This window comes from Aliamphritea ceti, from assembly GCF_024347215.1.
Lineage (GTDB): Bacteria > Pseudomonadota > Gammaproteobacteria > Pseudomonadales > Balneatricaceae > Amphritea > Amphritea ceti.
Map to the genome: position 1 here is coordinate 2,664,033 of NZ_AP025282.1, position 25,845 is coordinate 2,689,877.

19 protein-coding genes are annotated in these 25,845 nt (G+C 45.9%); 8 read left to right on the plus strand and 11 right to left on the minus strand.

Annotated features, from left to right (window positions below; all coding sequences use genetic code 11):
* Nucleotide 1: 1 nt before the first annotated feature.
* The gene (locus OCU49_RS12030; protein ID WP_261840814.1) at nucleotides 2-961 is read right to left on the minus strand and encodes a LysR family transcriptional regulator; all 960 of its coding nucleotides are present in this window, start codon (nucleotides 959-961) and stop codon (nucleotides 2-4) included.
* Nucleotides 962-1,099: 138 nt separating this feature from the next.
* On the opposite strand from OCU49_RS12030, the gene OCU49_RS12035 reads away from it, so the two are divergent.
* Nucleotides 1,100-1,912, plus strand: coding sequence for an enoyl-CoA hydratase/isomerase family protein (locus tag OCU49_RS12035; protein ID WP_261840815.1), 813 nt, complete (start codon nucleotides 1,100-1,102; stop codon nucleotides 1,910-1,912).
* Between the two features lie 183 nt (nucleotides 1,913-2,095).
* Here the strand turns inward: OCU49_RS12035 and OCU49_RS12040 are convergent, their stop codons facing one another.
* Nucleotides 2,096-2,698: a LysE family translocator gene (locus tag OCU49_RS12040; protein ID WP_261840816.1), complete on the minus strand. Its 603-nt coding sequence runs from the start codon at nucleotides 2,696-2,698 to the stop codon at nucleotides 2,096-2,098.
* A gap of 188 nt (nucleotides 2,699-2,886) precedes the next feature.
* Here OCU49_RS12040 and OCU49_RS12045 point away from each other — a divergent pair, with 188 nt between their 5' ends.
* The gene (locus OCU49_RS12045; protein ID WP_261840817.1) at nucleotides 2,887-4,332 is read left to right on the plus strand and encodes an aminotransferase-like domain-containing protein; all 1,446 of its coding nucleotides are present in this window, start codon (nucleotides 2,887-2,889) and stop codon (nucleotides 4,330-4,332) included.
* Between the two features lie 26 nt (nucleotides 4,333-4,358).
* Here OCU49_RS12045 and OCU49_RS12050 read toward each other — a convergent pair whose 3' ends face one another.
* The 5 genes from OCU49_RS12050 to OCU49_RS12070 form a co-directional block, all read right to left on the minus strand.
* A complete protein-coding gene (locus OCU49_RS12050) occupies nucleotides 4,359-5,117 on the minus strand; it encodes a spermidine synthase (RefSeq protein WP_261840818.1) in 759 nt (252 codons plus the stop codon).
* 78 nt (nucleotides 5,118-5,195) lie between these two features.
* Nucleotides 5,196-6,581, minus strand: a complete 1,386-nt coding sequence (locus tag OCU49_RS12055; RefSeq protein WP_261840819.1) for a TRAP transporter large permease — start codon at nucleotides 6,579-6,581, stop codon at nucleotides 5,196-5,198.
* Entirely contained in the window at nucleotides 6,581-7,120 is a 540-nt protein-coding gene (locus OCU49_RS12060) for a TRAP transporter small permease subunit (RefSeq protein WP_376787874.1), read from the minus strand. Before OCU49_RS12060 ends, OCU49_RS12055 begins: the two co-directional genes overlap by 1 nt.
* Nucleotides 7,121-7,228: 108 nt before the next feature.
* Nucleotides 7,229-8,296, minus strand: a complete 1,068-nt coding sequence (locus OCU49_RS12065; RefSeq protein ID WP_261840821.1) for a TRAP transporter substrate-binding protein — start codon at nucleotides 8,294-8,296, stop codon at nucleotides 7,229-7,231.
* Between the two features lie 94 nt (nucleotides 8,297-8,390).
* Nucleotides 8,391-9,167, minus strand: a complete 777-nt coding sequence (locus OCU49_RS12070) for a 3-hydroxybutyrate dehydrogenase (RefSeq protein WP_261840822.1) — start codon at nucleotides 9,165-9,167, stop codon at nucleotides 8,391-8,393.
* A gap of 324 nt (nucleotides 9,168-9,491) precedes the next feature.
* Here OCU49_RS12070 and OCU49_RS12075 point away from each other — a divergent pair, with 324 nt between their 5' ends.
* On the plus strand, nucleotides 9,492-10,898 hold the full coding sequence (locus OCU49_RS12075; protein WP_261840823.1) for a sigma-54 interaction domain-containing protein: 1,407 nt from the start codon (nucleotides 9,492-9,494) through the stop codon (nucleotides 10,896-10,898).
* A gap of 27 nt (nucleotides 10,899-10,925) precedes the next feature.
* Here OCU49_RS12075 and OCU49_RS12080 read toward each other — a convergent pair whose 3' ends face one another.
* Nucleotides 10,926-11,801: a LysR family transcriptional regulator gene (locus OCU49_RS12080; protein WP_261840824.1), complete on the minus strand. Its 876-nt coding sequence runs from the start codon at nucleotides 11,799-11,801 to the stop codon at nucleotides 10,926-10,928.
* Between the two features lie 116 nt (nucleotides 11,802-11,917).
* Between OCU49_RS12080 and OCU49_RS12085 the strand changes: the two genes are divergently transcribed.
* Together OCU49_RS12085 and OCU49_RS12090 are read left to right on the plus strand one after the other, a co-directional pair.
* A complete protein-coding gene (locus OCU49_RS12085) occupies nucleotides 11,918-13,036 on the plus strand; it encodes an alcohol dehydrogenase family protein (protein WP_261840825.1) in 1,119 nt (372 codons plus the stop codon).
* Nucleotides 13,037-13,056: 20 nt separating this feature from the next.
* On the plus strand, nucleotides 13,057-14,166 hold the full coding sequence (locus tag OCU49_RS12090; RefSeq protein WP_261840826.1) for a mandelate racemase/muconate lactonizing enzyme family protein: 1,110 nt from the start codon (nucleotides 13,057-13,059) through the stop codon (nucleotides 14,164-14,166).
* A gap of 21 nt (nucleotides 14,167-14,187) precedes the next feature.
* Here OCU49_RS12090 and OCU49_RS12095 read toward each other — a convergent pair whose 3' ends face one another.
* Both OCU49_RS12095 and OCU49_RS12100 read right to left on the minus strand, forming a co-directional pair.
* Nucleotides 14,188-15,393: a M24 family metallopeptidase gene (locus OCU49_RS12095; RefSeq protein WP_261840827.1), complete on the minus strand. Its 1,206-nt coding sequence runs from the start codon at nucleotides 15,391-15,393 to the stop codon at nucleotides 14,188-14,190.
* Between the two features lie 155 nt (nucleotides 15,394-15,548).
* On the minus strand, nucleotides 15,549-18,083 hold the full coding sequence (locus OCU49_RS12100) for an EAL domain-containing protein (RefSeq protein ID WP_261840828.1): 2,535 nt from the start codon (nucleotides 18,081-18,083) through the stop codon (nucleotides 15,549-15,551).
* Nucleotides 18,084-18,743: 660 nt separating this feature from the next.
* Here OCU49_RS12100 and OCU49_RS12105 point away from each other — a divergent pair.
* The 3 genes from OCU49_RS12105 (at nucleotide 18,744) to OCU49_RS12115 (ending at nucleotide 23,938) form a co-directional block, all read left to right on the plus strand.
* Entirely contained in the window at nucleotides 18,744-22,256 is a 3,513-nt protein-coding gene (locus OCU49_RS12105; protein WP_261845229.1) for an EAL domain-containing protein, read from the plus strand.
* A gap of 233 nt (nucleotides 22,257-22,489) precedes the next feature.
* Nucleotides 22,490-22,675 (plus strand): hypothetical protein, encoded by a 186-nt coding sequence (locus OCU49_RS12110; RefSeq protein WP_261840829.1) that lies wholly within the window; start codon nucleotides 22,490-22,492, stop codon nucleotides 22,673-22,675.
* 420 nt (nucleotides 22,676-23,095) lie between these two features.
* Nucleotides 23,096-23,938 (plus strand): substrate-binding periplasmic protein, encoded by an 843-nt coding sequence (locus OCU49_RS12115; RefSeq protein WP_261840830.1) that lies wholly within the window; start codon nucleotides 23,096-23,098, stop codon nucleotides 23,936-23,938.
* Between the two features lie 23 nt (nucleotides 23,939-23,961).
* On the opposite strand, the gene OCU49_RS12120 is transcribed toward OCU49_RS12115, so the two are convergent.
* Nucleotides 23,962-25,599: a sensor domain-containing protein gene (locus OCU49_RS12120; RefSeq protein ID WP_261840831.1), complete on the minus strand. Its 1,638-nt coding sequence runs from the start codon at nucleotides 25,597-25,599 to the stop codon at nucleotides 23,962-23,964.
* Between the last annotated feature and the right edge of the window lie 246 nt (nucleotides 25,600-25,845).

The window sequence follows — 25,845 nt, forward strand, 5'->3', positions numbered from 1 at the left end:
ATCAATCTTCTGATCGTCCGTACATTTTATTAAAACCCGGTATACGTTTTTCCCATGCGGGAATGCCTTCACCAATAATCTCTTTAAGCGTATCGATAAACAGACGAGTTTTAATCGGTGAGTCACGGTGCGGATATACAGCGTAGAAAGTCCCGTAATCAGCCAAATTTAAATCCGTCATTATTGGAACTAACTGTCCTTCCAAGACTTCATTATTAATCATTTGGGCCGTTACCAGCGAAAGCATATTACCTGCAATGGCCGTGTTCGTCAGCATATCGAGCTCGCTGACTTTATACGCAGCATGCAGCTTTATTGATGCTTCAGCACCTGACTTATCAAAATACTTAACTTTATCAATCAAAAGACCTGTCGTTGAATATACCACCGCAGGAAGCTGCTCTAAATCTGAAATCGTAGATGGCTCTCCATACCTTTCAATAAATTCTGGAGAGGCGACAATCAATAAACGGTTTCTGGCAATATTTCTGGCAACCAGTGTGGAATCTTTTGGCTTTCCGGTACGGAAGCCTATGTCATAGCCTTCAGCCACTATATCAACGGTTCTGTCTTCCAGGCGTAATTCAATTTCGACGTCTGGATATTTACGCTGAAAAAGCAAAATTGCTTTTTGTACATACTCCCGGCCGAAGTAACTGCTACTGGTAATTCGAAGTACACCCTTGGGCTCAGCATGATAATTCTGCGCAAGCGCCTGTGTTTCATTAAGTAAATCGCGAAGGCTAATAGCCTGCTTCACCATTTGATGCCCTGCAGTAGTTAACGACAAAGACCGTGTCGTTCGGTTTAGAAGCCGTACGCCTAATTCTGACTCAAGTTTACTGATCTGTTTGGATATGACAGATCTATTCACATTACGACGCTCAGAAGCGTCTGTGAAAGAACCTAAATCCACAACATCTAGCAATAGCAGTAAGCGACTCGAAAAGTCCATTGACATAAATTGTTGCCTATATGGAATCAAACATATTCAAATATGATCATTTATCATCACCAATTTCAAGCATACAGTAGATTGCAAGTTGATTGATGTAAGCCTTAATAAACAAACAGGGCAAAGAACCGAGGAGAAAGAGTCATGAGTAAATTGAACGTAACCATCAAAGATGGAATAGCAAACGTTGAAGTCAACAATCCTCCAGTTAATATTCTAACTATTGATCTGATTAACGAACTGAACACTTTTATTCTTTCTCTTAAAGGTAACCGTGACATTAAAGCTGTTGTATTCAAATCATCACATGAGTCATTCTTCCTGGCTCATCTTGATCTGAATATCATTAATGGCACACCGGGAGGGCAAGCTGCCAGTATCGAGTTCAGCCATATGATCAGTAATATAAAATCTATGCAGCAACTTTCTATTGCGGTAGTTGATGGCGTAGCCCGTGGTGGCGGTAATGAATTTGTTATGGCCTGTGATTTGGCATATGGAACCGAGAATTCAGCATTTGCGCAGCCAGAACTGTTTATAAACATCCCAACAGGTGGGCAAGGAGCTGTTCAATTTGCTCGTCGTATGGGGAAAAACAAAGCACTTCAGGCTTTATTAACGGGCGTAGATTACACAGCTCAACAAGCTGAAGCCCTTAATATTATTACCCAATTTGTTCCAAAGTCAGACTTGGAAAGCTTTCTTAACTTGTTGCTTACTACCATAAAAAACTGGGAATTGCGCGACATTGTCATGTACAAGGAAATCGTGGCTACTTCAATTAGTGACGAAGAAGCGGGAGCCGAGCTGGAGTTACGCTATTTTCTTGAAAGAGCTAAAGAGCAGAAAACACAAACAATTATTGCTGCGTTCCTTAAGCACGGAGGCCAAACTGAGAGAGAAGCAAAGGATATACAGGGTATTTTTATAGATACAGCAAATGAATTGTCAGACTAATGTTACAGGATCTGCTTTTCACGCAGGTGAATAGCATTTGAAAATGTCAGTTCCAGTCAATTACGATTCCGGAAGAAGATTTGTTATTAACCTACTTAGAATCTAAAAAAGTATGTCCTGAGACAATACCAATTAACCTGACAATTGAGCCGGGTTAATTGGCATACACATGAAATAGAAAATCTAAACCCACAAGAACAGTGCGCAGCTTGCCGTCAGACCACCTGTTCCCCAGGTGAAAATTTTCCAACGCATCTCAGTGGACAGGAATCTGCGGATAGCCCGGCCGGCAACAGCCCAGGGGGTAATCGACAGAAAGCTCAGTGGCGGAATTATCAGCAATACCAGCCAGAATAACTGCGGATCCTGTTCAATCGCCACCAATACCAGACTGACAAGGGCAAGAGTGGCGCTAATCGCTTTAGGATTGGCAAACTGGAACAGTACAGCCATGATAAAGCGCATAGGTTTTTCTACCTGCTTGTCATCGCTAGTCTGACGCGCATTGGCCATTTTCCAACCAATCATAATTAACCAGACACTGCCAAGTACTTTCAGTACTAACATTGTCTCTGGCCAGGTTTCAATCAGCGGCTTTAATCCCAGTACTGCCAGTGAATTTAGCAATACAGTACCCGCAAGAATACCGAATATATGCGGCAAGGTAGCGCGGATACCAAATTTTGCGCCTGAATAAACAAGCATCATGTTATTAGGCCCTGGTGTAGCCCACATAGTGTAAGCAACCAGTACGAATGGCATGAGCAATTCAAGATTCGCAGACATCGTATTTTCCAGACAAAGTGTTTTGTGAGTCATCAGTATATGAGCAGAATGTCTGACGGACACAGACACACAAAGCATAATAATTAATGGACACAAACTTTATTGCTTTTCATACTTATCCGGACTGATAGGCTTAGATCCATACTCTACTGACTTGCTTATATGCATTAGCTCTGGATACGAATGATATGACCGAACTCGCTAACAACGCTGTTAACCATCAACCACAATATTTACAGATAGCAGGACAGATAGAGCAGCAGATTCGTAATGGCGAGCTGAGTCATGGTGTGCGTTTACCAGCAGTACGGCAACTGGCAAAAGATTATCGTGTCAGCATTAATACTATTCGCAGCGTATTAGATACTTTGGAGCAGGATGATCTGATCAGCCGTCAGCCACGCCAGGGAACACGGGTAAACTTTCAGCCGAAAACGCAAACGCACTATCAGCCCTTCGAACCCTTCAAAGCAGATCCAAAACTGGCACCGCAAGCACAGAAATGGCTCGATGCTTCAATCCTTAATGGGCAGGCTAATGGCCAGTTCATTAATATGGTGCTGTCACCTGAACTTGAAATGTTCCGTTCATTCCAGCGGCATTATCACAAAGTTTTGTTGCAGCCTTCGCGTCGGGGAATGGAAAGCTCTGCTGGATATCTACCATTACGGGAAGCACTCTGCCGCCTGTATGAACAGCGCAGGCTTAATATCAATGCTACACAGGTTCAGATTACCAGTGGCTGTCAGCATGCTATGGAACATGCGTTACGGGTTGTCTGTGAGCCCGGAGACAATGTTGCCGTGCCAACACCTGCGTTTCCAGGTTATCTGGCGTTACTTGGCCAGTTAAAACTTAATGCTGTGGAAATTCCAATGACGCCGGCCGGGCCGGACTACGCAACGCTTAAGTCTGTAATGCACAATAAAGGAAATAGCGGTGACATCGCAGCACTGATCATAAATCCTATTTGCCATAACCCAACAGGTGTAACAATCAGCGATGACTACAAACGTGACATTGCTAAATGGGCCAACACACAACAGATTCCAGTTATTGAGGACGACATTTGCGCCACACTGAATTTCTCTGAGCCTCAGCCGCGACCTGTCATCAGTTATGACACGGACGGCTGGTGCATGCTGGTCAGCTCAATATCAAAGATAGTGGGGGACAGTGAGCGGGTTGGCTGGTGTTTACCGGGAAGGTTTCGCGATGCCTATATGACTCAGGTGGCTATCAGTCAGATCAGCGGGCCGTATTTTCGCCAGAAAGCTCTCGCCAATTATTTAAACGGCTCACGCTATGCCAGCCAGCTACGCCGCTGGAGAGGACAGATGAAAGCATTCATAGCCGATGCCAGTGATTACCTTTACCAAGAGTTGGGAGATAAAGTAGAGATTACGTCACCTAGCGGTGGCTATGCGGTGTGGATCAGGTTACCTGATCATGTGGACGTATCAGCAGTACGAAAACAAGCTAAACAGAACGACTGTGACTTTCTGCCTGGTGAAGTATTTAGCCTGGCGTCGCGTTTCAGGAACTACATCAGGTTAGTACTGATACCGCCCTATGATGATGTATACGCAAAAGCCCTTAAGCGTCTGACAGACATCTTAAAGGCAATGCTTTAAAGCGCTACAACAGCGTCCTGGAAATATTAAACGACGACCTGTAAGCGGTTTAATAGCCGCTGTAGAGGTACATCGAGATGGTTACCCAGTTTTTTCGCCTGCGCCTGTAAACGACGGGGATGAGGATCAAGTTGAACATCTTTACCGACGAAAACAATAACGTTGCCTTCCTGGGTACTGGCCTGCAATGGCTGTGAGCCAAAGACTTCCTGCAAAGTATCCATACACAGTGGCAGAATGCCTTTGCCTTCATCCCAGAGGTTGATGATCATCACACCTTCATCACAAAGATGGTCATAACTGGCCTGTAAAAACACCGGATCAATAAGCTGATCCTGAAGGCCGTTATCCAGATACAAATCAACAAACAGTAACTCTTGCTCACCAACAGGTAAAACAGGCTGCTGGATATGCTGAAATGCATCTCCTATGCGAAGGTCAAGTCGCTGAGAATCCGGTAGGGAAAACCAGTCCCGTGCCGCCTGAGCAACTTTTTCCCGAAGCTCAACAACCGTTAACTCAATATTATCATCGGCCAGTAACAGAGCCTTAGCCAGAGAGACTGCACCCAATCCCAGCAAGGTGGCCTTACGGGGATTGTCTATCAGCAGTAAGGCCAGCATCATGCACTGGGTATATTGAAACATCAGCCGGTCAGGCTGGTTCACCTGCATACCGCTTTGCTCACCACCGTTACCGAAGGTCAGATAAATATTGTCATTGTCGCTAAGAACATGAATGGGACCCCATTCATCATGGTATCGACTAACTTCAAATGAGCTCATACGTTGCTTTTCTAATATATCTGCTAAGAAATAAGCGGCTGAGTATATACAGCCACTGACGCATTCTCCAGCACACAATTACCCGTAAGCAGCTGCCGGTAACCAGAGTACAAGTTGTGGCCAGAAGACCAACACCAACAAGCCCATTAATTGCAGGATAATGAAAGGCGTCACCCCCTTATAGATATCTGTAATTTTCACATTCGGCGGGCATACACCTTTCAGATAGAAGAGGGCAAAACCGACCGGTGGGGTGAGAAAGGATGTCTGCAAGGCCATGGCGACCAACATCACAAACCAGACCAGCTCCGGATTATCGACAACGCCGTAGCCGTTAATATCCAGGCCCAGCGCCGAAATAACCGGTGCCAGTAATGGCAGAATGATCAGCGTGATTTCGATCCAGTCGAGGAAGAAACCCAGCAAGAAGATCACACCCAGAATAAAGAAGATAATGCCGTACGGACCAAATGGCAGACCGGTCAGGAAAGACTCAATCAGCTCATCACCGCCCAACTCCCGTAATACCAGAGCAAAGCAGGTCGCCCCAATGAAAATGGCGAAAATGTAAGCGGTCGTATTATAGGTGCCGGTCATAACCTCTTTCAGCACTTTAAAACTGAACTTGCGGTTATAAATTGCCAGCATAGTTGCCCCGAAAGCACCCACGCCGGAGGCTTCCGTTGGTGTGGCGATACCCGCAAATATCGACCCCAGTACAACGAAGATCAATGCTAATGTCGGCAGAATCGCCTTCAGTACTGAAATCAGTGTGGCAAAGGTGACTGGTTTGGCATCCACAGGCAAAGGTGCTGAGTCAGGCTTAAGAAAGCCGGTAATCAGAATATAAGCAATGTACATCGCGCCTAACATCAGGCCGGGGAAGACCGCGCCCATGAACAGATCACCTACGGATAAACCTAACTGATCGGCCATGATGACCAGCATAATGCTGGGGGGAATTAAAATGCCTAAGGTGCCGGCACTGGCAATAGTACCCAGCGCAAGCGGCATCGAATATCCCTGTTTGGTCATGGAAGGTAAAGACATTACCGCGAGTAACACGACTGAAGCACCAATGATGCCGGTAGACGCCGCGAGGATAATCCCGATAGCCGTAACGGTAATCGCTAAGCCACCGCGGACATTTCCGAACAGCTCCTGCATGGACTTCATCAGCCGTTCCGCAACACCAGACTTATCTAGCATGATGCCCATAAATATGAACATGGGGAGGGCGACCAGAATCCAGTTATCCATGATCTTCCAGAGGCGGTTTACAACCAACCCTAGCGTCAGATATTCCAGCCCGGTAATCGTGTCGAAATAGGTATCAGCAAGGTAGCCAATGCCGGCAAAAATCACGCCGATGCCGCCTAATACCCAGGCGACAGGAATGCCCGTGAATAACAGTGCGATGAATGACACAAACATCGCGATAACAAGAATTTCATTAATTTCCATCAAGCGTCCCCTCTGATCAGCAGCACGGTATCACGATACAGACGAGACAAAACCGCCAGTGCTAACATCGCCATGCTCAGCGGAATCACACTCTTAATTAGCCAGCGCCAGGGCAGACCGGAAGGAGATTCTGAATGTTCATTGATGCGCCAGGCATCAGCGACGAAATCCAGACTGTGCAGAAAGATCACAGTAATAAATGGCAGCAGTAAAAACAGAATGCCGAAGATTTCGACAAGATACTTACTGCGGGCACGGAATTTGGTATAGAACAGATCCACACGGATGTGTGAGTTGGTGGTTTGCGCATAAGCTAGGCCAAACATTACCCCTATGGCATACAAGTGCCATTGCAACTCTTCAAGGGCGATTAAGCCATTTGAAAAGCCTTTACGCAGAACAACCTGGGCCATGATTGTCAGTACAAGTAATACGTAAGACCATGCAATCAGACCGCCAATCTTCTGAATAAACCGATCGATACAGTCGGCAACCGGTACTGAGGGACGTGTGCTTGTTTCTTCATTCACCCGATGCATCCTTTATTGTTATTTTCGAATGTCGTTTTTCTTAAAGCTCTACACAGAAAGCAGCGCAACAGTTAAAACCATTGCACTGCTAATGCTTTAAGAATAGTCAGTATGAGCTTAGTTCTTAGTTCGCGGCAAGAAAGCGTTGGCTTCCCAAAGATCATAACCCTTACGGAAAGTACTCAGGTCATCCCACACTTTGTTAAAGAAAGGATCTGCAGCTGTCTTGTCGGCAACTACTTCCAGCCACTTCTCGTTGAAGGTATTCAGCATGTCATCGCTCCAGTAACGGATGTTCACACCGTTCTCCTGGGCTTTAGCCATCACCTCAAACTGCATAGACTCGCCTTCAGCGATTGCATTGGTCATAGATGCTTTACAGGTATTCTCAACGATCGCCTGCTGGCTTGGAGACATTTTAGCCCAGGCATCTTTGTTAACCAGTAATTCAAAGATAGTCGCCTGTTGATGCCAGCCTGGGAAGTAGTTGTACTTAGCAATTTTGTAAAAACCTAGCAGTTGATCAATCGCTGGCTGAGAGAACTCAGACGCATCAATTGCACCTTTCTCCAGTGCACCAAAGATTTCACCGCCTGGTAACTGAGAAGTCGATACGCCCAGTTTTTCCATAACAGAAGCGCCAAGACCAAAGAAGCGCATGTTTAGGCCATCAAGATCAGCAGGGCTGTTAATTTCCTTACTGAACCAGCCAGAGGTTTCCGGGGAAATAATCGCACAGGGAATGACCTTTACGTTGTAACCGTTGGTGTCATACATTTCCTGATACAGCTTCAGGCCGTTGCCATAATAAATCCAGGCCATGTATTCGCCTGCTTCAGGTCCGAAAGGTACCGCTGAAAATAACGCGGCGGTAGGCATTTTACCTTGCCAGTATCCGGCTGTTGCGTAACCTGAGTTCACCTTACCTGATGAAACCGCATCAAGAATTTCTTTCGGTGCAACCAGTTTGCCTGGCTCATAGATTTTCATCTTCATTGAGCCATCACTCATGATTTTCAGCTGTTCAGATACCCATTTAATTGGGGTACCTAACGCAGGTAAGTGCGAACCAAAAGCGATTGGGGTTTTCAGCAGGATTTTATCAGCAGCCGAAGCGACAGTTGTGCCTGCTGCCATCGCAGCCGTTAACAGTGATACAGCGAACATCGATTTTATTTTTTTCATAATGAGTCCTTGTTTATCAATTTTTTATAGTTAGGTTCAAATTTTCCGGTTCTAGCGTCTTTCCTTTAAAAATCATTCAGGTTTTGAGCAGTCGTTACTGGGCACTCCAGGCGCCATCGATAGGCATTGCTGCGCCGTTAATTGCGCAGGCTGAATCGCTACACAAAAACACCGCCATATCGCCGATAGCGTCTGGTTTTACCAGGTCAGGGTAGGCTTGCTTATCAACTACCAAATCATGTTTTGCTTGCTCTGTACTGCAGTTGTTTTGTACCGCCAGGGCAGTAATCTGATCATTAAGCAAAGGTGTATCGACCCAGCCAGGGCAAATACAATTAGCAGTAATACCGGCTGCAGCATTTTCCAGAGCAACAACTTTTGTGAAGCCGATAAGGCCATGCTTGGCAGCGACGTAAGCCGCTTTATCTACCGACGCGACAAGACCATGTACAGAAGCAATATTGATGATGCGACCAAAGCCTTGCTGCTGAAAATGCGGCAAGCACAAACGTGTGGTATGAAATGCGGCACTGAGGTTAACAGCAATTATCTGATCCCATTTTTCAGGAGGGAACTGTTCGGTGGGAGCCGTATATTGAATACCTGCATTGTTAACCAGTACTTCTAAGCCTCCAAAATGACTCAAAGTATTGCTTATAAGTGATTCCAGCTGACTAACATCGCTTAAGTCTGCGCGGTGATAAGCACAACTAACAGGATACTTCGCGAACTGTTCGCACAGCTGCTGACCAAAAATCTCATCTTCCAGACCATGTAGCATTACATTCATACCACTGGCCGCCAGCCGGTGTGCACATGCCAAGCCAATACCGCTGCTAGAGCCAGTCACCAGTGCTGTTCGAGTCTGCATAGATGTTCTCCGTTATTATTATGAGCGCGTTACCGGCAGGCAGATGCCTGTTTTCCGGTAAGGCCGGTTAAACCCGCTGCGCTAAATTTAAAACTGCTAATTCTTAGGTAACTATTTCATTTAGTCTCGTTACGTTTCTGCTAAGGCTATAGCAGGCCCCGTGCCATGTTTGTAACTCATTGATTTTTCGAAGGTACCGTCTAATAATTTGCTAATAAAATGCATTGCAGATATTTTATGTCTACATAACTAGACACAATGCGTCTAGTTTTTCAGACAAAACTGTCTATATAGCTAGACACTTATTAGTTTTTAAGGCGCTTTATGATCTGGGATGACACACAACAGGCATCACTCAAACAGCGAGCAATGGCGTTTCTGAGTCAGTCTTTTGATAGCTTCTACCAACACTCTGTATCTACAGACGAGAAGGGTATTATTGTCTGGATTAGTGAGGCGTATTTTGATTTTCTCGGCCTGAAAGAATCACCATTAGGCAGACATATCAGCGATATTATTCCAACCAGCCGGTTACCTTCTGTCATAGAAAGTGGTCAGCCAGTATTTTTGGATTTGCTCTATATCAGTGACCAGTGGGTAGTCATCAGTGTGATTCCGCTGAAAGATGAAGATGATAAGATTATCGGTGCCTTTGGATTTGTAGCAACCGATAGCATCAACCCTTTAGTTAAGAAATACAACAAGTTACAGAATGAACTTCAGGCAGCTAAAGACCGCTTAAACAGTGACCGGCCACGCTACGGATTATCCCGGGTGATCGGCAATAGCCCGGTCATGAGCCATGTTAAAAAGCAGGTCCGTCAGGCGGCCCGATTTGATATTTCAGTATTACTAACCGGAGAAACAGGTACAGGTAAAGAACTGTTTGCCCAGGCACTGCACGACCTTTCTCCCCGGAGCAGCGCTCCTTTTGTAAGCATTAACGTTGCAGCAATACCGAATGACCTGATAGAAGCAGAGTTCTTTGGCAGCGTTGCCGGTGCCTATACCGGTGCCAGCAAAGCCGGCCGTAAAGGTAAACTGGCACTAGCAGATGGCGGCAGTTTATTTCTCGATGAAATCGGCGACATGCCGTTGAATGTACAGGCCAAGTTATTAAGGGTCTTACAGGAAAAAGAATTCTCAGCGCTGGGCTCAAATGACATTCAAACTATCGATATCCGCATCATTGCTGCAACCAGCCGGGATTTAGCGGCGATGGTTGAGCAGGGCGAGTTTCGTGCAGATCTGTATTACCGACTCAATGCAATGCCAATTGAATTGCCACCTTTGAGAAAGCGCCTGGAAGATGTTGAAGCGCTTTGCGAAAACATCATTGACGATATCTGCCTTACCCTTGGCATACCCAGTAAACAACTCAGTTTCACAGCATTACAATTACTTCGACATCAAACCTGGGTAGGTAATGTCAGAGAACTGCGCAATGTATTAGAGCGTACTTGCGTACTACATACAGAAACAGTTATTGAAGCTGAATTCCTCAGTTCAGTATTGCCACCATCCAGAACTCTGCCAGCAGAAGCGCTTATTCAGCCCGAATCAGTTGCACCTAAGCCTCTGGCGCAGAGTATTGCGGAAACAGAACGGCAAGCGATACTGAGCGCGCTGAGCTATACCCAGGGCCACAAAGTTAAAACAGCCAAGCTGCTGGGCATTTCCCGGGCAACACTCTACGCGAAGCTAGAGAAATTGGGATTGAGCAGCGAATAGCGTTAACTGAAAATACTCATTAAATCGCTAAATTAGCGGCTTACTCAGAATCTGACTTGCAGCTTCACGAAGCCGTTCGGTCAGTCGCTGACTAATACGTGGGTCAATTGCTGCAGAACAAATCATATTCATCTTCAGCACCTGATTATTATCCAGCCTGGCATCTTCCAAAGGTTTGATTGACCGGGAACGAATCAATGACTCAGGCAATAACGACACCGCAAAACCAGCAGCCACTGCTGAAGCGACATTATCCAGTACCGTACTGCTAAAAACCCGATCATAATTGATCTGGGCGGCCTGAAGCTGCTGAAGCGCCAAGTCTCTCACAATACAATTATCTTCCTGCACAGCAAATGGCAAAGGCGTATCGTCAATTTTCTGATTGCCGTAAGAGCCGCACCACTGAAGCCTTTCAGTCCAGATGAGCTGTTCATCCTGATACTGCTCTTCACCGGCAACAATCGCTATATCCAACTGACCAGCCGCAAGCATTTCACGAAGATTTCGGCTCCGGTCACAGATAATACGGGCATCAAGATTAGGCATTTCGCTGCCCAATACCGGTAAAAAGTCCTGCAGAAAGTCCTGCGCATAATCCGTTGGAATACCAAAACGTACTTTGCCGGCCAGCGGTGCTTCTGCAAGCGCACCGAAAGTTGCTGCGTTAAGCTTAAGAAACTGCTCGCAGTAACCCATTAGTATCTCGCCAGATTCTGTCAGGCGAATACCCTGATTATTGCGCTGCATTAACTGACAACCAAGCTGCTCTTCAAGACGCTTTATCTGCATACTGACAGCTGCATGGGAGCGATGCACAGTATTGGCTGCCTTTTTAAACTCACCGGTTTGCACCACTGCAGCAAAGGTTCGCAGCAGGTCCAGATCAAGAAGAGGGAACATGAATGATCCATTATTTAGTTTTACTGAACCAGCGATTCTAAATTATTTGTTTGCCTGAATAACAGCTGTTTTTTAAAGTAGCATAAAATCCAATAAGAAATACCCTGGAGTAACCGATGTCTAGTAACAACAAATCTGCTGCAGTACCACAAACCATGGCAGCCGTTCAGCTAACCGGCCACGGTGGCTTTGACCAGTTAAGTTATCGCACAGATGTACCTGTACCTACACCTTCGGCTGGAGAAGTACTTATAAAGGTAGGAGCCAGCGCGATTAATAACACCGATATAAATACCCGTATCGGCTGGTACTCCAAGGCCGTTTCCGGTGACACGAATACCGGTGGCAGCGAAGGTTTTGATGACATCAACGATGATGATGCGTCCTGGTCAGGGATTCCGCTACAGTTGCCACGTATTCAGGGTTGCGACTGCTGTGGCGAAATAGTGGCCGTTGGCGAAGGGGTCGATCAGAGCCGTTTAGGTGAGCGGGTATTGGTGCGCAACCTGCAACAGCCTGCAGGCAGCGATAATCCATTTGAATGCTTTACCTACGGTTCAGAATGTGACGGCAGCTACGCCGAATTTACAACAGCTCAGTCACGGGAAGCATTCGCTGTGAACAGCACAATGACAGATGCAGAGCTGGCATCTTTTCCTTGTGCCTATTCAACCGCAGAGAACATGCTCGACCGCATGAACCTGAGTGATGGAGAACGGTTACTGATTACCGGTGCTTCCGGCGGAGTAGGCTCCGCAGCGGTTCAGTTGGCGAAACGTCGCGGCGCACGAGTTATCGCAGTCTGTAGTCCGGCAAAGTCTGATGAGCTATTAGAGCTGGGTGCAGAGCAAGTGATTCACCGTGGCGATAACTTACTCAAGGCATTAGGCAAAGACAGCCTGGATGGCGTCGTCGATCTGGTAGCCGGTAATCAGTGGCCAGAGTTACTGGATATTCTCCGTCCAGGCGGCCGTTACGCTGTGGCCGGCGCAATTGCAGGGCCACTTGTCGAGCTAGACGTACGCAGCCTGTACCTGAAAGACCTGACATTCTTTGGCTGCACTTATCAGCCCCGACATGTATTTGAGAACCTGGTTAAGTACATCGAAAAAGGTGAGATCAAACCGCTGGTTGCGAAAAGCTATCCGCTGGAAAATATTATTGAAGCTCAGCAAACCTTTCTGAACAAAGGCTTCACTGGCAAGCTGGTATTACTGCCACAGCGTAATAACTGAGCAAACAGGAGTTCAGTAATATGAAAATTCATCGTATAGATGTCTGGCAAAAAGACCTTCCAATTCAGGGACCGGCCTACAAAATGGCATTGCAAACCCTGACGGCATTGGATACCACGCTGGTTCGTATCACCACCGAATGTGGCCAGGAAGGCTGGGGAGAAGTCTGTCCACTTGGCCCTGCATATCAACCGCAACATGCTGCAGGTGCGCGAGCCGCTATTGGTGAAGTCGCACCTCATCTGCTGGGTGAGAATCCATTACATATCGAACGGATCAACAGCCGTATGCATCAGGCGCTGTGTGGCAGCCTTTACGCCAAATCAGCCATTGATATGGCCTGCTGGGATCTTGCAGGCAAGGCTTACAATGCCAGAGTATGCGACTTACTTGGCGGAGCGATAAACACTGAAATTCCTTCGTATTACGCGATAGGCCTCAGCAGCCCTGAAGAAGCTTCTGCAGTTGCTATCAAAAAACAGACTGAAGGTTTCCAAAGACTGCAGTTGAAAGTAGGTGGCAGAGCCCTTGAAGAAGACATAGCCTGTATTCATAAAGTTGCTGAAGTACTTCAGTCAGGAACAGCTCTGGCAGTGGATGCCAACAGGGGTCTGAATGTCAGTGATGCAATGCAGCTGTCAGCGGCCTGTCGCGATATTCGTTTTATCTTTGAACAGCCTTGCCAAACCTATGAACAAGGCCTTCATCTGAGAAAGAACTGTCACCACCCTATATGGCTGGATGAAGTCATTGAAGATGTGAACTGTCTGCTGCGGGCTATTCGGGATAATGCCGCAGATGGCTTTGGTATGAAGCAAAGCCGCGTGGGTGGAATTAGCCAGATGCGCACTGTACGGGAAATCTGTGCGGTAGCAGGCTTACCTATTACCTGTGATGACAGCTGGGGAGGTGATTTAGTCGCTGCAGCCTGCATCCATTTAGGCGCGACTGTTCAGCCTTCACTGTTTGCTGGCAGCTGGATAGCAGCGCCATATATACAGGGACATGATGACCCTCAGCATCCCATAAAAATTAGTAACGGGCGGCTTAAAGTACCTGAAACTCATGGGCTGGGAGTCATCCCGGATACAAGATTGCTTGCATCACCGGTGATAACGTTTACTTTATAAACAAAAGCTTATAAAGGCTATTTAATTTAAAAGATCGTCTTCAAACGGGTAATGACTGATAAGCTCGCTGCCGTCTTTCGTTACCCGCACCATCTGCTCTAGCTTCACACCTTCACGTCCATCTTCAGTACCTGAGTAACTTTCGACACAGATAACCATATTCTCCTGAAGCACGTCATTATAGTCATTGTGACGACCATCCTCCGGATAATAAATCTTGGGATATTCATCAGATAAACCTGCGCCATGAAAGGCACAAACATATCGGCGTGCCTTGTATTCTTGCTGCCGCTTAAAGGCCAACTCAGCCAGCTCATTAAAGCCGACACCGGGCCGAATTAAATCAATATTATGCTGCACTTCGTCATATGCATGTCGGTAAGCATCTTTTTGTTCCGCATTCGCCCCTGCACCGGGGCAAAGCCAGGTACGGGATATATCTGCTAAATAACCATGCGGACCTATCATGTCAGTGTCGAAAGCAAGCAGCTCACCAGCCTGAATAACCCGGTGCGTTGCTTCCTGTAACCAGGGGTTCGTCCGCGGACCTGAAGCCAACATTTTACCTTCAATCCAATCGCCGCCATGGGCTATGTTCACCTGATGAAGAATCGACCAAAGTTGATTTTCAGTCACTCCAGGCTCCAAAGCCTGCTGCATAAGACCAATACCAAACTCTGCCACCGCAACTGATTTTTGAATGCAGGCCAACTCAACTGAATGTTTAATTAGCTTTGCCTGCTCAACCAGGCATTCAGCGTCCAGCAAGCGATAGCCTTCATGCACCAACTGTTGGCTAATCAACGGTGAAAATCTTTCTAAAGCCACAAAGCCATCAGCAAGTCGGTGTTCTGACATGAAGGATTTTATATCGGCAACTAAATTCTTGCAGTTCAATGTTAGATCAACACCACCATCAAATGGCGTCACAAAGCGGGAAGGGCAATAAGCATCAACCTGATCATAATGCCGCTGGCTAGCACCAAACAAGGTCACAGGGCCTTCAACAGGTACAAACAGATAAGCAGTGGGAATATGCGCTTGAAACATCTGATATTCCACAAAGTTAACCGCGTAACGCAAGCTAACCGGACTGGCCAACACGCAGAGGCTTACGCCCTGTAAGCGCATTTGCTCACGAATACGGTTTAGCCGATATTGCTCCATGACCTGTAGCTGAGGCGTTTCCAGCGACGGTAAAGACAGCTGAGATAAATAATCCAACACGATTAGCTCCGCAGAATGACTGTTGTGAGACAGTATCTGCGGCAAGCTTCTGATCACCAATTCAAATTCTCAGAGTCAGCCATTGAGTATCATGATCTTACGTATTGCCATGCCAGGGAATTAAGCGCTGGCATAGCATACAGATTTGCTCTCTGTCAGTGCTCTATCAAAAGATCAGCCTGCATCATTTCGCTGATAGCTGCCGCACTTACCGGTTTACTGAAATAGAACCCCTGAATCTGGTCACAGCCTTTATCTTTTAAAAATGCCATTTGCTCGGCAGTCTCAACACCTTCAGCAACCACCTTGAAGCCAAGGCTTTTGGCCATCAGGATGATTGTAGACACCAGCATTTCACTGTCAGGCTTGCCTGGAATGCCTTTCATAAAGCTGCGATCAATTTTCAGATGATCCACCTGTAGTTGAGTCAGCATACTCAGACTTGAAAAGCCGGTACCAAAATCATCCAGAGAAATACTTAAACCAAGGTTACGAAGATACTTAAGGCTCTGACACACAGACTTAAGGTCTTCAAGTAGGCAACTTTCTGTGATTTCAATGTCCAGTAAGCTGGCCTGAAGCTGACTGCTCTGTAAAGCTTTTTCTACCTGACCAATTACCGCCTGCTGCTTAAACTGTAACGCAGAAACGTTTACCGAAACGTGTAGATCCTCAATGCCTTCATCCTTCCAGCGCTGACATTGCATTGCCGCCTGATCAAGCACCCAGCTGCCAATCTCATTGATTAATCCCAAGTCTTCAGCTAAAGGAATGAATTGATCCGGGGGCACCCGGCCGAATTCTTTATCTTGCCAGCGAAGCAGGGCTTCAACGCCAACGATGCGTTCACCGTCAAGAGAGCGTTTTGGTTGATACTCAAGAAATAACTCGTTGTTTACCAGTGCTCCCCGTAAACGGTTTTCCATTTTAAGATGCAAATGAGAAAGCTCATCCATTTGAGGAGAATAGAAATGGAAGGTGTTGCGCCCGGTTTGCTTGGCACGATACATCGCAATATCAGCATTTTTTAGCAAGGTTTCCCGGTCTTTGCCATCATCCGGGTACATGGCACAGCCAATACTTGCAGACACATATAGTTCATTATCTTCAACGTTAACAGGTTGCTGCAGACATTCCGCGATCCGCTGTACAGCACGTCCAACAGTATCTGCGTCCGACACTTCAGTAAGCATTAGGATAAGCTCATCACCACCGATTCTGGCAAGCGTGTCGCCCTCACGGATAATGTTCTTTAAGCGGTCGGCAGTTTCGATTAAGACCTTGTCACCAATAGTATGACCCAGGGTGTCGTTAATGCGTTTAAAGTGATCCAGATCGATAAACAGCAGGGCAACATTACCTCTGTCCCGGTGAGCACCGGCAAGCGCAACATCAAGTCGGTCAAACAATAGCTGCCGGTTAGGCAATTTAGTCAGTGCATCATAGTAGGCGAGGTTTTCAATAATCTGCTCAGATTTCTTACGCTCAGTAATGTCACTGAAAATACCGGCATACAGGGAGCGGCCACTGTTCGGCTCTAAAATTCGGGTGATTGTCAGCCATTCAAGGTATACCTCACCGTTCTTACGCCGGTTCCATATTTCACCTTTCCACTGCCCCTGAGAGTTAATCGACCGCCACATTTTTTCGTAGAAGACGGCGTCATGCTTACCAGAGCTAATTAGACTGGCTTTCTTACCAAGCGCTTCAGATTCCGCATAACCGGTAAGAATACTGAAGGCAGGATTTATTGACTCAATAATGCCGTCATCATTAGTCACCATAATCCCGTCCATTGAAGCTTCAATAAGGGTATGCGCCATGTGCAGCTGTTGCGCAGCATCCTGTAGATCAGCTGACTGATTAGCCAATGCAGCACGCAGACGGCGAACATATGTCTGCTCAATATTATTAAGAATATCGCCAAATGAAATCAGGCCCAGCAATTTACCGTCATCCTGATTAACGCCTATATGCCGAATACAGCGCTTTTGCATCAGTGAACGGGTTGCAAGCAGGCTCATCGAACGTGGCACACTGATCAGCGGGGTACTCATGACGATAGATAATGGGCGATCTACATGACCCTCGCCAATCAGTCTGACCAAATCCCGCTGAGTAAGCATACCTACCGGCTCGCCTTGCGAAGTCACGACTAATGCATCCTGATTAGCTTTACGCATCAGACTAACGGCTTCACTGAACATTCGCTTCTGATCCAGACACAGCGGGTGTCTGATAGGCAGCAGCGAATCAATTTCAGTCATGCTGATAAAAAATTCAGCATCCTGATGTACGACGACATCAGTCTGCGAAAGTATTCCACAAAGCTGATCATTTTCATCAACAACTATCAAATGGCGGATATTTTGCCGGCGAAATTCCAGTGCAGCATCATCAAGCGTACTTTGCATATCTATTTTATGCAGCGCAGGGCTCATAAACTCGGCTACCGGACGATTTAGCGATGCAGTATCGGTAAAATCAATGCGCAGCGCATCTGCTTCAGTCCAGATACCGACAGGCATATGCTGATTAACAATCACAATGGAGCTGCAGTGCTCCCTCTGCATCATAACTGTTGCTGCTTTAAGGCTGACTGTTGGCTCGCAAGTTAAAACCCGGCACTGAGCCGCATCTCTGACAAGTTTATCGGTACGGGGGGATGCAGTAATTGATGAAAAAGACACAAGAATCCATTTGCTGTTACTAGAAAGCGGCAAAGTCTAAACAAAGTCAGTTTCTTCAGTTTAGATTCAGGTCAATTTTTGTTGGATTTGAGAGGCTTTTTCATTCGTATACACATATAAATATTCAAACACTCAATTGATAAGCATTCGATTACTCAGTTCGGGGGGATAAACATGATTACAATTATGAAGGAATCAGATAAATAGCTTACAATCAGCTATTCACGTACTAGAAGCGCTCTGATAACAATTAGCAAATAGTATAATTTTGGTTACAAATTCAAACAAAACCATCTATCTTAAATACATTCAAAGGACGCATTCAGGGCAGCGGAAGACACAGGCTTTAAACGATACAAAAAGGTACGTCTTATCAAGACTTCAGGCTCATCATCACACCGAAAGGATTCGGTCAGTAGCCGCGGGGATCAGAATCCCGCTAAATCAGCTAATCGCAAGAGCAAGCTGTTTATTGCCTGCTTTGCATTTCTTATTTTCGCACTGACATTTTATAGCTGGTACAAGGCTGAAGCGATATATGCTCAGCAGCATCAGAATGAAGTACGCGAACAGATACTCAAACATTTATCCAAAATCAGAGACCGGCTTGAACACAATCTTGCCAGTGACTTACAGCTATCCAAAGGGCTCGTTGCCAGCATTTCTGTCAATCCTCAGATGAATCAGGAGGAGTTTGAAAAACTGGCTGGCGCTATATTCCGGGACGACAATATTTTACGTAACGTTGCTGCTGCCCCGGATATGAAAATCAAGTTCATGTATCCAACAAAAGGGAACGAACAGGCAATAGGTCTCGATTATCGCAGCATTCCTTCTCAGTTCCGTACAGCTGAAATTGCCCGAAAAACCCGCAAGCTTGTTTTAGCCGGGCCTGTTGATCTGGTACAGGGTGGCTCGGCATTTATTGCCCGAGTTCCCGTTTACCTGCGAAATGATTATCGACCTGACCACTTCTGGGGTATCGTTAGCTCCGTCATTGATAAAGAAAAACTCTTCCGTGTCAGCGGCCTCTACGACCAGCTCCCTATAGAAATAGCTATTCGTGGTAAAGATGGATTAGGCAAAAAAGGCGATGTTTTCTACGGTAATGGCGACCTGTTTACCGACGACGCCATACTGACAGATATTCAGCTACCGCTAGGTAGTTGGCAACTAACCGCCGTTGCTCAGGGAGAGTGGGCAAATAAATCAGCAGAACTCAATATGATCACTGTTGGGTTTATCATTCTTGCACTCGTAATCACCGGAATCTTCGCGTTTATACTCTTCAGTCTCAGCTCACTGTCAACCGCTAAGCAAAAAGCTGAAACTGCAAGACAGCAACTCAGCAAATCTTTGCGTTCACTGCATGAAAGGGAAACCCTGCTTCAATCAGTAGTGAATGAAATCCCCGATGCGGTTTTGCTTAAAGACAGCAATAACATTGTGCTACTGGGAAATCAGGCTGCAGCTAAGCTATATAAAACGACAACTGAAGACTTGATAGGCCGCCCGGAGTCTGACTTTAGTGCCCCGGCTCCACTGGCAGAGTATTTCGCCCGTGACCTGCCAGACAGCAACAGTCGAAGCGAAGCACGCATTCTCTTACAGATGGATCAAAAAAATCGCCACTTCAGGGCAATCAAAAAGTCCATCAAAGATCCCGGCGGCAATCAGCAAGTGCTTATCCTTGCACAGGATATTTCAGACATTGTCTCCGCCCAGGAACAGGTCATTGAAAGCGAATACAAGCTCCGCACGATTCTCGATAATGTTGATGCCTATATTTATCTCAAAGATACAGAAGGACGCTACCTGTTTGCGAACAAGCCAGTGCGTGAGCTGTGGCGAGCAGCAATGGAAGAAATTATAGGCTCACCCGATGAACGTTTTTTTGATGCCCGTACCAGCCAGGAGATCCGTCAGAATGATGCCCGGGTGCTACTACACGGTGAAACTATCAAAGCTGAAGAAACAAACACCGTGCCTGAAACAGGGCTCACAGCTATATTTCAGTCGACTAAACTCCCTCTAAAACGTGATGATGGCAGCGTATACGCGCTCTGTGGTATTTCCGTTGATATAACCCGACTGAAGAATATAGAAAAAGCATTACGGGAAAGCGAGCAGCGTTTTATGATCGCTGGCCAGGCAGCTTATGATCTGATTTATGAGCGGGAAACCAATAACGGCAATCTAACCTGGTTTGGCGATATAAACAGTATTCTTGGTTACTCAGAAGAAGAGCAGATCAGTAGCCCCGAAGATTGGCTGGCACAGATTCATCCGGAAGATGTACCTTTAGTTCAGGAAATGCGTAACAGCTACAAAACACTGTTACAGCCTTTGAAGTACGAATACAGAATCCTTCATGCTGATGGAGCATACCGATACTGGAGTGATCACGCTTTACCTTTACTGGATGATAGCGAGCATGCACACAAGTGGGTTGGCGTCTGTAAGGACATCACAGATTACAAGAAACACCAGGCAGAGCTGGAGCATGCAGCATATCACGATAAGCTGACAGGCCTCCCTAACAGAGACTTGCTTGCCGATCGTCTCCAACAGGCTATGCACCAGGAAAGGCGCCGCGGTCAAACGCTGGCGGTTGTTTATCTTGATCTGGATGGTTTTAAAGAAGTTAACGATCAGTATGGCCATGAAATTGGCGATAAAGTACTGATGGCGCTGGGCAAGCGGTTCCGCCTGATATTAAGAGAAGGGGATACCATTGCCCGATTGGGCGGTGATGAATTTGTCGCTGTGCTTTTAGATATGGACCGCGACGATGATGCCATGCCATTACTGAAACGCTTGCTACAAACCACCACGCAGCCTATTGAAGTAGACCAACTCACGTTAAAAGTATCCTCAAGCCTTGGAGTCACTTTTTATCCGCAACGTAACGGCATTGAAGCGGATCAACTGATCCGTCAGGCTGACCAGGCAATGTACCAGGCCAAGCTTGCCGGTAAAAACCGCATACATTTCTTTGACCCGCACCGTGAAGAAACTATACGTGGACAACGCCAGGGGCTTGAGCGTATCCGCGAAGCGCTAAGCAATAATGAGTTCCGGTTGTATTATCAGCCCCGTGTAAATATGAAAAACGGCACACTGATAGGCGTAGAAGCGCTGATTAGATGGGAACACCCGGAGCAGGGCTTGTTACTCCCCAGTAGCTTTCTTCCCTCCGTAGAAGGGCACCCACTGACTGTTAATATTGGCCAGTGGGTACTCAGAACAGCACTCAATCAGCTCGCTGAATGGAAAGCAGCCGGGCTTGATATCAGTATGAGTATCAACATCACAGCTCTTGAACTACAGCAAACCAACTTTGTCACGAACTTACAGGCAATGATTGCCTCACATAACCATATATCACCAACAGATATAGAACTTGAAATACTCGAAACATCCGCACTTGAAGACATTGAACAAGTCTCAGATGTAATGCTTGAATGCCAGCAAAGCGGTATTAGTTTTGCCTTAGATGACTTCGGCACAGGCTATTCTTCGCTGAAATACCTGAAACACTTGCCAGCCGCTGTGCTAAAAATTGATCGCAGCTTTGTGCGCGATATGCTGCAAGACCCGGATGACCTGGCTATTTTAGAAGGCATCATGGGAATGTCGAATGCATTTCGCCGAACAGTGGTAGCTGAAGGGGTTGAGCAGATAGAGCACGGTACGCTATTACTGCAGCTCGGTTGCGACCTTGCTCAGGGTTATGCCATTGCCAGACCTATGCCTGCAAGCGATCTTCAGGCGTGGCAAGCGAACTGGTCTGCACCTGCCAGTTGGCAGCAACAACGACGCATTAACCACGATGACTTTTCATTACTGTTCTCAGCAGTTGAGCATAAAGCCTGGATAAAACAGATCGGAAAACATCTGGATTCAGCAGCAAGTGACGATCCTCATCCATGCCTTGATAACTGCCGGTTTGGTGAATGGCTAAAAGGAGAAGGTAAGCAGCATTATGCCGGGCACCCAAGCTTTAGCGAACTACTGAGCTTACATAACGACATACATACCCAGGGGCTTGTCACCTGTGAACTGTTTGAAAAAGGCAATAAGAATGCAGCAAGGAGCAATTTGCCAAAACTGTATACACAAGTGGATGTAATGTTTAGCTGCTTGCGTAATTTACTGCAAAGCCCTCATTAAAGAGCACTACTAAAGAGCACTACTAAAGAGCACTACTAAAGAGCACTACTAAAGAGCACTACTGAAAGCTATTTGGCAGCATTTAGGCGAAGATAAACACAGAATGGGCACGGATATATGGATAATAAATGAATTTAATGTGTCACATATAATATGTTCGACTAACCTTCATTCAGAAGCACATATATTTCCCTGTGCGCAGAAATGGTCAAACGGTAAAAAGGAGATTTACTATGACACTATCACCAGAGGTCATGGAGCTTGTCAGGCGGGCATTACACAGAACTGACTTCAAATCCGAACATTTACAAACTGTCGAGCATCAGCTGCATGACCGACTAATTGCATCTGGATATTATCAAAGCCATGACTATCAACGTATGTGTGATAAACATAACATCCCTATTTACCAACGCTAGAATCCAGCCAAGCATACTCTTATAGAGTATCTTTTTAAGCCCCATACCTGGGGCTTTTTTTTTGGTTTTAAACCATTAAATCAATATATTGCAGCCAATACATAACTTTTAATATTGTTGCACATCAATTACTTATTCTGAATAAACCTCATCAAGCCGATCGCTGACAACGGAATAAAACAGATATCTTTCCGCGATACTAATACGCAGCTAAAGCCCTTCATTACAGCGCCAAAATTTGCTTTATCTGCCCAAGTCAGCCAAATATTCAAACAAATTGCCTATACTCAAATGAAAGGATTAATTTAAAGCTGCAGTTTACAAAGCAGAATTTTTTGCTGAGAGGATTTCCCAGGTAAGGGGAGACAGCGACAGACGCGATTGCTATGAACTTCTCTCTGAGAAGAAAGGAAGGTGGTGATGCACTCAGTGCAGCGGTTTTCCCTTAGCCTTATTTTTTTTCTTATTTGCATAACAGCCCATGCAGATAAAACCACTGAACCACTCGAAGTAACCATCTATGCAGATGACAGTTATCCGCCGTATTCCTATGTAGATGATCAAAAATTAAAAGGTTTATATACACGTATTCTGACGACTGCATTTAGCCGCATGCCAGACTATAAGGTCAGACTAATTCCAATCCCATGGAAACGAGGCCTGCTGTTACTTGAACGGGGCCAGGGATTCGCCTTATACCCACCTTACTTCCATACCGCAAAACGACCTTATATATGGCCTTACTCATTACCTCTGGGTGATGAAAAAGTAGTAGTTTATTGCCATCAGGATATTCTTCTCGGCAAACCCAGACCTCAATGGCCCGATGACTATATGGGTTTACTTATCGGTATTAATTCTGGCTTCCTCTTAGGTGGGGAACGGTTTTGGGATGCAGTAGCGGCAGGTGATATACAGATAATGGAAGTTAGAGGTAATCGTGAAGGCATTCTGACACTGAGCAGAAAACGGGTTGACTGTTACATGAATGATCAGCTGTCGATCATAATTGAACTGGAAATACTTAAAAAGAGTGGAGAGTACTGGCAAGGAGGCGTTAACACCCGGATATTTCAGGGAACTACTATCACCCGGGAACAAGCCTTTGTAGGCTATACAAATACTGATAATGGCCGGTTTGCATATAAAGAACTGTTTAGTAAATCGCTGGATACCGAAATTTATAACATGCGTCGCAGCGGTGAACTTGAAGAGATAGTAGAAAGTTTTATTGAAGAAATGCGCCCTGAGCAGGCTAAGTAGCACTGAAGATCTCAGTGCCAGCTTTATTCACCACTAAACTCACAATACCGGCCAGCATCCCGCTTGGCGCGATACATAGCCTCATCAGCTTTAAGTAGCAGGTCTTCAGCACTACCAGCATCACTGGGGAAAAGACTGATACCAATACTTGCCGAAATAATTGTCTGATCTTTCTCATCAAGCTCTAGGGGAGGGTCGAGACTGTGTAGTACCTTATCGGCAACAGCTCTTGCCTGTTCACAATTATCAATATCCACCAGCGCAACAAACTCATCACCGCCGATTCTGGCAAGCGTATCTGTTGAACGGAAACAGCTTTGTAAACGTCTCGCAATCTCGACCAGAACTTTGTCACCGACAGCATGGCCATAGAGATCATTAACCGGCTTAAAATCATTCAGGTCGATATACATGACAGCCAGTTGTGATAATTGGCGCTCAGCCCGGATAATCGCGCTTTCAAGACGTGAATAAAACAACCGGCGGTTCGGCAAATTAGTCAGGGAATCCTGATAAGCAATGTGTAGCAGGTTTTCTGCAATTTCCTGATGCGTTTCTTCATCACGAATAATCAGAACATACTTATTTAACTGTTCAAATTGTCCCTGCACCAGGTTAATCGTAGCCAGCAAACTGTTGTTTTCACTTGAACAGCAAATTTCGCCGTACCAGCTGTTGGTATCACCCAATAACGTATTGAGATCAAGCGTCGAAACAGAAGGGCAGTGAAACAGATCGTTTATGTCCTGCTTTTGATGATCATCAGTAAGCTGACTAAAGCGCTTCATAGCCGCTTCGTTACGAGAAATAATACCGCCAGTATTATCAAAGATGATGCAGGGATCAGGTGTAGTATCGAACACCAGAGACGCCATCAGCAAATTCTGCTCAGCCTTACGCTCATATGTGACATTCCGGCCAATACCAAGGACACCAGAACGCGCCCGGCCACTTTCGAGCAATGGCAGTTTATACATATCTAACAGACGGCGACGGCCATCCTGATACTTCACCCATTCATCATAACGCTGGGCCTGATTTGTTTGCTGAACTTCTTTATCCCGACGGTTGATGTAAGCCGCAGACTCAGCAGACATGAGTTCAAAATCTGTTTTACCAATAATGCTTTCAGCAGGGTAACCCAGAAACTCTTCAAAGCTTTTATTACAAACCTGATACGTGCCGGTATGATCCTTCGCAAAAATCAAATCAGGAATGGCATTGATAATAGTGTTAAGTAGCTCTTGCTTCTGCTCAGTAGCTTCCTTCGCACGTGCTATCTCTGTAACGTCACGTACCACTACAGCAACACCAGGGCCATCGGTCAGCGGCCCCCGGTAACAGGTATGTTTTACATCCAGAAAACGCAGCTCACCCTGAGAGTTGGTTCGCCAAAAACGGAAAGTGTGTTCATCGCCTTCAAGTGTTCGGTCGAGCTCAGCTTTAATATGAGCCACGAACACTTCTTCACCATGTATATCACTGACATGCTTGCCAACTATCTCACTGTGCAAACAACCAAAGAATTTTTCATAGCCTTTGCTGACAGCACAGTAGCGATAGTTTTTATCGACAATAGATACCAGGTCATCAATGTAACCCAGAATTGATGAATCGCTGTCTTTGGATTGATTCTGGCACAACTTCACGTCAGAGCTCATATCAGTTTTAGTAACCTTGTTAACCTAAACCGGTATTAGTGACCCGGATCCTGTTCAGTTATCGCAACGAATCCATAAATGTGTAAAAGCTGCTGTGTTGCAAAACTGATAGCGGTGAACAGCAACCGTAGTCCGGTTTATTCCATTAATACTACATTAATCAACTGCAAAAAGTGCAATTGAATCTGTAGCACGAAATTAATACAAGTGTTTGATTAAAACAAACATTTGTACTCTTGAGAACAA

Bases quoted from the DNA above. Each gene is read 5' to 3' on its own strand.
- OCU49_RS12065 (WP_261840821.1), bottom strand. From the start codon at position 8,296: ATGAAAAAAATAAAATCGATGTTCGCTGTATCACTGTTAACGGCTGCG.
- OCU49_RS12090 (WP_261840826.1), top strand. From the start codon at position 13,057: ATGAAAATTCATCGTATAGATGTCTGGCAAAAAGACCTTCCAATTCAG.
- OCU49_RS12045 (WP_261840817.1), top strand. From the start codon at position 2,887: ATGACCGAACTCGCTAACAACGCTGTTAACCATCAACCACAATATTTA.
- OCU49_RS12080 (WP_261840824.1), bottom strand. From the start codon at position 11,801: ATGTTCCCTCTTCTTGATCTGGACCTGCTGCGAACCTTTGCTGCAGTG.
- OCU49_RS12075 (WP_261840823.1), top strand. From the start codon at position 9,492: ATGATCTGGGATGACACACAACAGGCATCACTCAAACAGCGAGCAATG.
- OCU49_RS12055 (WP_261840819.1), bottom strand. From the start codon at position 6,581: ATGGAAATTAATGAAATTCTTGTTATCGCGATGTTTGTGTCATTCATC.
- OCU49_RS12120 (WP_261840831.1), bottom strand. From the start codon at position 25,599: ATGAGCTCTGACGTGAAGTTGTGCCAGAATCAATCCAAAGACAGCGAT.
- OCU49_RS12115 (WP_261840830.1), top strand. From the start codon at position 23,096: ATGCACTCAGTGCAGCGGTTTTCCCTTAGCCTTATTTTTTTTCTTATT.
- OCU49_RS12040 (WP_261840816.1), bottom strand. From the start codon at position 2,698: ATGTCTGCGAATCTTGAATTGCTCATGCCATTCGTACTGGTTGCTTAC.
- OCU49_RS12070 (WP_261840822.1), bottom strand. From the start codon at position 9,167: ATGCAGACTCGAACAGCACTGGTGACTGGCTCTAGCAGCGGTATTGGC.
- OCU49_RS12050 (WP_261840818.1), bottom strand. From the start codon at position 5,117: ATGAGCTCATTTGAAGTTAGTCGATACCATGATGAATGGGGTCCCATT.
- OCU49_RS12060 (WP_376787874.1), bottom strand. From the start codon at position 7,120: ATGCATCGGGTGAATGAAGAAACAAGCACACGTCCCTCAGTACCGGTT.
- OCU49_RS12085 (WP_261840825.1), top strand. From the start codon at position 11,918: ATGTCTAGTAACAACAAATCTGCTGCAGTACCACAAACCATGGCAGCC.
- OCU49_RS12035 (WP_261840815.1), top strand. From the start codon at position 1,100: ATGAGTAAATTGAACGTAACCATCAAAGATGGAATAGCAAACGTTGAA.
- OCU49_RS12110 (WP_261840829.1), top strand. From the start codon at position 22,490: ATGACACTATCACCAGAGGTCATGGAGCTTGTCAGGCGGGCATTACAC.
- OCU49_RS12030 (WP_261840814.1), bottom strand. From the start codon at position 961: ATGTCAATGGACTTTTCGAGTCGCTTACTGCTATTGCTAGATGTTGTG.